The organism is Streptomyces sp. S3(2020) (genome assembly GCF_013044505.1).
GTDB lineage: Bacteria > Actinomycetota > Actinomycetes > Streptomycetales > Streptomycetaceae > Streptomyces.
Window position 1 is genome coordinate 1 of the sequence record NZ_JABERD010000324.1, and the last position, 7,481, is coordinate 7,481.

General features: G+C 73.8%; 5 protein-coding genes. 2 read left to right on the forward strand and 3 right to left on the reverse strand.

From position 1 onward, the window contains the following. Positions 1-9 precede the first annotated feature (9 nt). Positions 10-2,271, reverse strand: a complete 2,262-nt coding sequence (locus HLK59_RS46325; RefSeq protein ID WP_171147703.1) for a LuxR C-terminal-related transcriptional regulator — start codon at positions 2,269-2,271, stop codon at positions 10-12. A gap of 113 nt (positions 2,272-2,384) precedes the next feature. Next, positions 2,385-2,876 carry a hypothetical protein gene (locus HLK59_RS46330; RefSeq protein ID WP_171147704.1) on the reverse strand — a complete coding sequence of 164 codons (492 nt, stop codon included), beginning with the start codon at positions 2,874-2,876 and terminating at the stop codon, positions 2,385-2,387. A 126-nt stretch (positions 2,877-3,002) separates the two neighbouring features. Here HLK59_RS46330 and HLK59_RS46335 point away from each other — a divergent pair, with 126 nt between their 5' ends. Further along, entirely contained in the window at positions 3,003-3,470 is a 468-nt protein-coding gene (locus tag HLK59_RS46335; RefSeq protein ID WP_171147705.1) for a hypothetical protein, read from the forward strand. A gap of 52 nt (positions 3,471-3,522) precedes the next feature. On the opposite strand, the gene HLK59_RS46340 is transcribed toward HLK59_RS46335, so the two are convergent. Beyond that, complete coding sequence (locus HLK59_RS46340) at positions 3,523-4,197, reverse strand: DUF6445 family protein (protein WP_171147706.1); 675 nt, start codon at positions 4,195-4,197, stop codon at positions 3,523-3,525. Between the two features lie 358 nt (positions 4,198-4,555). Here HLK59_RS46340 and HLK59_RS46345 point away from each other — a divergent pair. Next, the coding region (locus tag HLK59_RS46345; protein ID WP_171147707.1) for an AAA family ATPase at positions 4,556-7,481 on the forward strand (2,926 nt) is incomplete at its 3' end.

A 7,481-nucleotide genomic window follows, 5' to 3' on the forward strand; every position in this document is an offset into this window, starting at 1 on the left:
CACACCTACCTACGGACCCGCCACCGCCGGGATCTGCGTGCGCGAGCCGATGCCGAGCTTCGCCAGGATGTGCTCGACATGGGCGTCCACGGTCCGCTTGGAGATGACCAGGCGCTCGGCGATCTCCCGGTTCGACAGCCCCTGCGCGACCAGCGCGGCGACCTCGCGCTCGCGCCGGGTGAGCACGTCGTTCGCGGACCGGGGCGCCGGGGGCCGGGCCTCGCTGCGGGGCACGTCCAGGTCGGCGCGTACGGCGTCCAGGACCTCCCCGGCCGACAGCCGGGCGCCCACGCCCCGCCACCGGTCGTGGTCCGCCGCCCCCAGCGCGGAGCGCACCGCCTTCTGCACCGCCTCCTGCTCCTCCAGGAGCCGCGGCAGCAGGGCCACCGGATCGCCGCTCAGCCGCCGTGCCGCCTCCCCGTACCCCAGCAGCCAGCAGGCCCGCACATGCCGCCCGTCGCGCGCCGCGTCCCAGGCGAGCGCCATGCAGGCCAGCCCCGCGACCAGCACCTCACCGATCTCGACGGCGGCCTCCAGACCCCGCCGCAGCTGCGTGACGCTCTCCTCGTGACGCCCGGCCAGCGCCAGGACGACGCCCTGCGCGGTGAGCGTGGCCCCGTACAGCTGGCGGTCACCGGTGCCCTCCAGGAAGGCGAGGCCCTCCTCGGCCAGCCGCAGCGCGCCCTCGGTGTCGCCGAGCACGCCCAGCAGCAGGGCGCCCTCGTAGTGGACGACGCCGATGGTCATGAGGTCTCCCGAGCCGATGATCCGGATCCGGGCCTCCTCGAACGCCACCAGCGCGCCGGTGTCCCCGGCGAGCGCGGACAGGGCGGCGAGATAGGCCTCCGCGAGGGTCACCACGAAGTGCTCGCCGGCGCTCCGGGCCACCTCCCGGGCCTGCGGAAACCGTTCCAGGGCGGTCTCCAGGTCCCCCGACCACACACTCATCGCACCGGTCATGAGCAGCCCCCAGGCGCGTTCGGCGCAGTCGGGCGGGGTGCGGTCGAGGCCCTTGTCGATCCAGTAGCGGCCCTCGGAGAGCGCCCCGGCGGACCGCCAGTACCCGCCGAGCCGGGCCGCCATCCACACCGCTTCCGCCGCCCGGCCACCGGCCCCGCAGCCGTACTCCAGCGCGGCCCGGACATCGGCCACGTCCTCCCGCACCGCCCGGTACAGCTCCACCTGGGCCGGGGTCGTGAACTCGTCCCAGAACCGGCCCACCAGGGCGTCGTAGAAGGCGAAGTGACGTCGTCGTACGGCTTCGGCGTCCCCGCTCTCGGCGAGCCGTCCGGCCCCGTACTCGCGGATCGTGTCCAGCAGCCGGTACCGGCCGCCGTCCTCCCCGATCCGGCGTACGACCGACTTGTCCACGAGCCCGATCAGCGCCTCCACGACCTCCTCGGCCGTGAGTCCCTCGCCCGCGCACACCTGCTCGGCGGCGGAGAGCCGGAAGGAGCCGGCGAAGACGGACAGCCGCGCCCACAGCAGCCGCTCCTGCGGGGTGCACAGATCGTGGGACCAGTCGATGGCCGTGCGCAGGGTCTGGTGCCGGGTGAGGGAGGTACGGCGACCGCCCGTGAGCACCTCGAAGCGGCGGTCCAGACGGGCGACGAGCTCGACGAGCGGGACGGCCCGCAGCCGTACGGCGGCGAGTTCCAGGGCGAGGGGGATGCCGTCGAGGCGCTCGGCCAGGGCGAGGGTCTGCTCGCGGTCGGCGGTGGTCGCGGTGACCTCCGCGGCGCGCTGGGTGAACAGGTCGACGGCGTCCTCGCGGGGCAGCGGCGCGATCGGCACACAGCGTTCGCCGGGGACGTCCAGGGGCTGCCGGCTGGTGGCCAGGACGCTCAGGCCCGCCGCCTCGCGCAGCAGGATGTCGCAGAGCATGGCGCAGGCGTCGACGAGGTGTTCGCAGGTGTCGAGGACCAGGAGGGTCCGCCGGTCCCGCAGGTGCTCGACCACGGCGTCCAGCACCGATATCCCCGACTGCTCGGGGAGTTCGAGCACCCCGGCGAGGGTCGCGGGGATCAACTCCGGGTCGTGCAGGGCGGACAGCTCGACGAGCCGCACCCCGTCGGTGAACCGGTCCGCCATCGAGCCGGCCGCGCGCAGTGCCGTACGGCTCTTGCCGACCCCGCCCGGGCCGACGAGGGTGACGAGTCTGGAACGCTCCAACCCGTCGCCGATGAGGGCGAGTTCATCGCTTCGCCCGACGAAACTGGTGAGCTCCACGGGGAGTTGTCCGCCGCGCCGCTGTCCGAAGCCGAAAGTCACTTGACAAAGAGTAGCCAGTTGGGCGCTGAGCGTGAATGGCGCACGGGAAACCCCACGCCACGGGTCCTGTGCGGCGTGGGGCGCGCCCGGCGGCTACCGCGTGTCCGCCCTGCTCAGGCGGTGCCGTGCCGCGAGACGTGGGGTGCGGTCGCCAGGGCCCAGATCACGAAGAAGTCGACGCCGACCATGATCACGGACCAGACGGGGGCATACGGCAGGAACAGGAAGTGCAGCACCAGGCTGGCCGAGGCCAGGAAGATGCCGGTCATCCTGGCCCACCAGGCGCCCTTGAGGACGCCGTAGCCGACGCCCATGAGGACCACGCCCAGAACGAGCATGGTCCAGCCCCAGCCGGTCAGGTTCATCTCGTAGACGTAGTCGTTGACCCGCTCGTACACGTCGTCCTTGGCGAGCGCGGAGATGCCCTGGAGGATCGCGAGGAATCCGTTGACCAGCATCAGGACACCGGCGAAGACGAGCCCGCCGGTCGCGAACCCGCTGCCGCCCGGCATGTCGGCCGGGGCGGGCGGCGTGGCCTGCTGGTGGTCCTTGTCCCAGACGGGTGGTGTGGCGGAGGGCGGTGTCGCATGCGGTTGCTGAGTCATGGTTCGACGATCTGCCCAGGCTCCGGCGGCCACCACGGGGACTAGGCCATTCGAGTGAGGGCCGGAGTGCGGTAGCGGGCGGGCGGATCTTCACTGGAGGGACTCCCACAGCCCCCTGGAGGCGATATGACCGGCTACCGCCGGACACTGTCGGCGCTGGTCGCGGCCGCCGCGCTCACCGGAGTCACGGGACTCACCGGCTGCTCCGACGACACCCCCGCGTCGGTGGCGAGCAAGGCCGCCTCCCTCGCCTCCCAGGGCGCGGACGTGTTCGCGTCGGCGACGGCGGAGGCCAGCGCGAGGTTCGACGACGTCAAGAACGGCGTCGACGTCAAGGGCGACGTGAAGCTCGGCACGGTCACCGCCTCCGGCGGGCGCTCCGAGGCCGAGGTGACCGTGACGAACACCGGCGGCTCGCAGCGGTCCTTCCTGGTGCAGGTGAACTTCACCGACGGCGGCGGGAACCTCCTCGACGCGGTCGTGGTGACCGTCTCCGACGTGGCGGCGGGCAAGTCCGGGAAGGCGACGGCCCGCAGCAACCGCGAGCTGTCCGGTGAGGTGAAGGCGGAGGTCGGCAGAGCGGTCCGTTACTGACCCGGTGAGCTCAGGTACCTGCCCGGTGAGCTCAGGTACCGACCTGGCGAGCTCAGGCCATCCAGAAGAAGACCGCCGTCATCCGCTTCTCCTCCAGGGTCGTGCCGCAGTACCCGGTCGCGCTGTGCACCAGGTTGGCGCTGTAGAGCAGCAGCCGGTTGTACCGGTGCGGCACGCGTACGTCCTCCTCGAAGGCGTCCGGTGCCACGAACCGGGTGCCGAGCGCGTCGACGAGGTTGTTGTGCGGGGCCTGCACGACGTTGCCGCCGAGGCGGCCGCCGGGCAGGGACTGGCGGTAGAAGCTGGTCCCGCAGTCCTTGGGGACGCCCGGGTTGAGGTAGAGGACCGCCGCGTACCGGCACAGGTTGCGTGAGTCGGTGTGCGGGCGGGGCGTGCTCTCGCCCTCGCCGACGACCTGGACGCAGTTGTGGTTGAGGGTGCCGCCGCCGGGTGTGCGCTGGACCCACAGCTCCTTGGCGCCGGTGGCCTGCCGCACCAGCCGCTCGACCCGGGCCAGCTCGTCCGGTGCCAGGCCCGGCATGGCCCGCAGCCCCGGCCAGGCCTCCGGCTTGTGCGGGTGGCCCTCGACCCAGTCGTCCTTGGCCAGACACCGCTCCCGTACGGCGTCCGGGTCGGGCAGGACGTCGTCCAGGACCCAGTAGTCGCGGCCCTTGGTGGGCTTGCGGTAGGGGAGCACGGGAAGGGTGGCAGGGGGGTGTGGGGGCATGCCCGGAATCTAGGACCGGGCCCCGCCATGACTCACCCGCAAAGCGGTCAGGACTCCCCCGGGAAGCGGTCAAGGTTTCGGTAATTCACCAGTAACGCCCGCTGCCTAAGGTCCCACCCATCGGCCCTGTTCCGAACACATTGGCCACGAGCAGGGCCGAGTCATGCCCCTCGGGACGGGAGCCGCCGTATCCCTCCTGTGGGGGGTAGGGATACACGCCGGGAGCCCCGCGAGACCTGTGAGGTCACCCATCGCGGGGCCTCCGGTCGTCCGCCCGGTCATTCTCACATGTCCGGACATTTTGTTTGTCCGGTCATATTCCGGTCAAAACAGGAAACCGGGCTAGAGTGCGGCCCTCATGAGCAGCAGAAACGCAGAAACGGCGGACGGTGCCGTGCGCCGACCGGCGCCGCCCGTCCTGCGGCTGTATCTGCTCGGCGGCTTCCGCGCACAACGGACCGACGGAGCTCCCGTCGCCGACCGCTGGCCGCGCCCCAGCTCCCGTCGCCTCGTCGAACTGCTCGCCGTCTCCCCCGGCCGGGTACGGCACCGCGAGGAGATCATCGAGATGTGCTGGCCCGACACGGCCGGCACCCCCGCCGCCCTCGGCAGCCTCCGCGTCGCCCTGCACGCCGCCCGCCGCGCCCTGGAGCCGGAACTGACGGCCCGCACCCCCTCCGCGTACCTCATCGGCGAGGGCGCACTGCTCCGCCTCGCACCCGACACGGTGTGGATCGACGCCGACCAGGCCGAGACCCTCGCCGAACGGGCCCTGCGCGCCGGGACCACGCGGGAGCTCGCCACCGCCCTCGACACCTTCACCGGCGAACTGCTCCCCGAGCACCGCTACACCCCCTGGGTGGAGGCCCGCCGCGAGCGGCTCGACGCGCTGCGCGACTCCGTACGCCTCACCCTCGCCGAGGCCTATCTGTCCGACGGCGAGACGGAACGGGCCGCGGCCACCGCCCGCCGGATCCTCGCCGACAGCGCCGCCGAGGAACGCGCCCACCGGGTCCTGATCGGCGGCTACCTCCGCCAGGGCATGCGGCGCCGTGCCCTCGCCCAGTACCACCAGTGCCGGCGCGCGCTGGACGCCGAGTGGGGCATCCGGCCGGGCCCCGAGACCGAGGCGCTGCACCGCGCCGCACTGGCCACCTCCACGCCGGTCCTACGACGTCCCGCTCCCGCCGGTCCGACACCGCCGCCGGCCGTCGTCGACGCCCTCGCGACCTCGCCCTTCGTCGGCCGCCGCGCCGAACTGGAAGGCCTCCTCGACCCCGCCCGCCCCGCGCTGTCCGTGGTCGGCGGCGAGGCGGGCATCGGCAAGACCCGGCTGGCCGCGGAGGCCGCACGGCGGGCCGCGGCGGACGGCGCGACCGTGCTGTGGGGCGCGGGCCACGACACGGCGGAGCACGCGCCGTACGGCCTGTTCGTGGAGGCCCTGGAGGGCTGGCTGGCCGGCCGTCCGGCGGCCGAACGGGCCCGGGCGGGCGCGGAGTACCCCGAACTGGCGGCGCTGCTGCCGTCGCTGGGCCAGATCGGACCGGCGCCGGGGCGCGGCGGCGGCCCCGCGTACGAACGCGAGCGGATCTTCACCGCCGTCTCCGCGCTGCTGGCCTCGGCGGCGGCACCGGACGGCGTGCTGGTGGTGCTGGACGACGTCCACACCGCCGACACGGCGTCGCTGCACCTGCTGAGCCGGCTGGCCCGCCGCACCCAGGGGTCCGCGAAGGTGCGCTTCCTGGCCACCTACCGGCCCGAGGACCTCCCCGAGCCGGACCCGCGCCGCACCCTCCTCGACACCCTCGTCCGCCGGGGAGCGGCCCGTCTGCTCCGCCTGCCCCGACTGGACCGCGCGGACTGCCTGACCCTGGCGGCCGACGCGATGAGCGGCGACGACGCCTCCCCGAGCCCCGAACGGGTCTGGGAACTCTCCCTCGGCCACCCCCTGTTCGCCCTGGAACTGGCCAAGGCGACCTCCGGGATGCTCGCCTGCGAGTCCCTCACACCCCCGGAGGGCGTCCGCCTCCTGGTCACCGAACGCCTTTCCCGGCTCGGCCCGGCCGCCCGCCGGGTCATCGAGGCCGTGGCGGTGGCGTGCGGCGGGGTCGCGGCACTGACGGACGTGCAGGAGGTCGTGGGCGCCACCGCGGAGGCGGACGACGGCATCGACGCCGCGCTCGCCGCCGCCGTACTGGAGGAACGGGCCGTGGCGGCGGACGGGCGGACCGTGCCCGGGCTGGGCTTCCGGCATCCGCTCATCCGGCTGGTGTGCCGGGAGCGCCTCTCGGTCGCGCGACGCCGCCGACTGCACGCCGCGTACGCCGAACTGCTGCTGCGGCGACGCCCCGCCGCGGTGGACGCCGTGGCAGCACACCTCACGGGCGCCGACGACCCGCGCGCCGCGGACCATCTGCACCGCGCGGCGGTCCGGGCCGCGGCGGTCGGCGCCGACGACACCGCCGACCACTACTACGGCGAACTCACCGCCCGGCTCGACGCGGTCACCGTCCGGGCCGCCCACATCCGCCTCGACCACGCCGCGGTGCTGCGCCGCATGGCCCGCCACGAGGACGCTTCGCGAGTCCTGCGGGAGGCGCTGACGGATCTGCGCAGGCACGGCAGCGCGGACGAACAGGTGCGGGTGGCCGCCCAGTTGGCGGAGACACTGGCCAGGACGGGGGCGCCTGAGGAGGGGTTCCGTCTACTGGACGCGTACCGCCCGAGCGAGGGGTTGTCGGCGGAGACGGTCGCGGCGCACTGGATGGCGCGGGGCGTGCTGTGTTTTGTGACGGGCGACTACGAGGGTTCGCTGACCGCGGCGAGGGCGGCGGAGCGAAACACGGGTGACGGTGACGCCGCCAGGGGCGCGGGGCTGCATCGATGTGCGGCTCCGCCGCGGGGCGCGACCAGCCACAACGCACCCGCACACGCACTTCTCGCCCGTGCGCTGGCCCAACAGTCCACGGCACTCGCCCTCACCGGAAGACTCCCCCAGGCCCGCGCGACCGCCGACGCCGCCCTCCCCCACGCCGAGGCACACGGCGACCCCCGACTGCTGGCAAGGGTCCTGTCGATCCTGCGCGAGCACGCGAGACGCTCGGGCCGGCTACGGGAAGCCGCCGCGATCGGCCGCCGCGCCCTCGACCTTGCCGACGGTTGCGGAGACCCGGACGCCGCCGCCTTCGAACGCGCCAACCTCGCCGAGATACACCTCCTGCTCGGCGAGTTCGAGGACGCCGCCGCCCTCGCCTGCGACGCCGTCGCGGAGGCCGAGGCCCGCC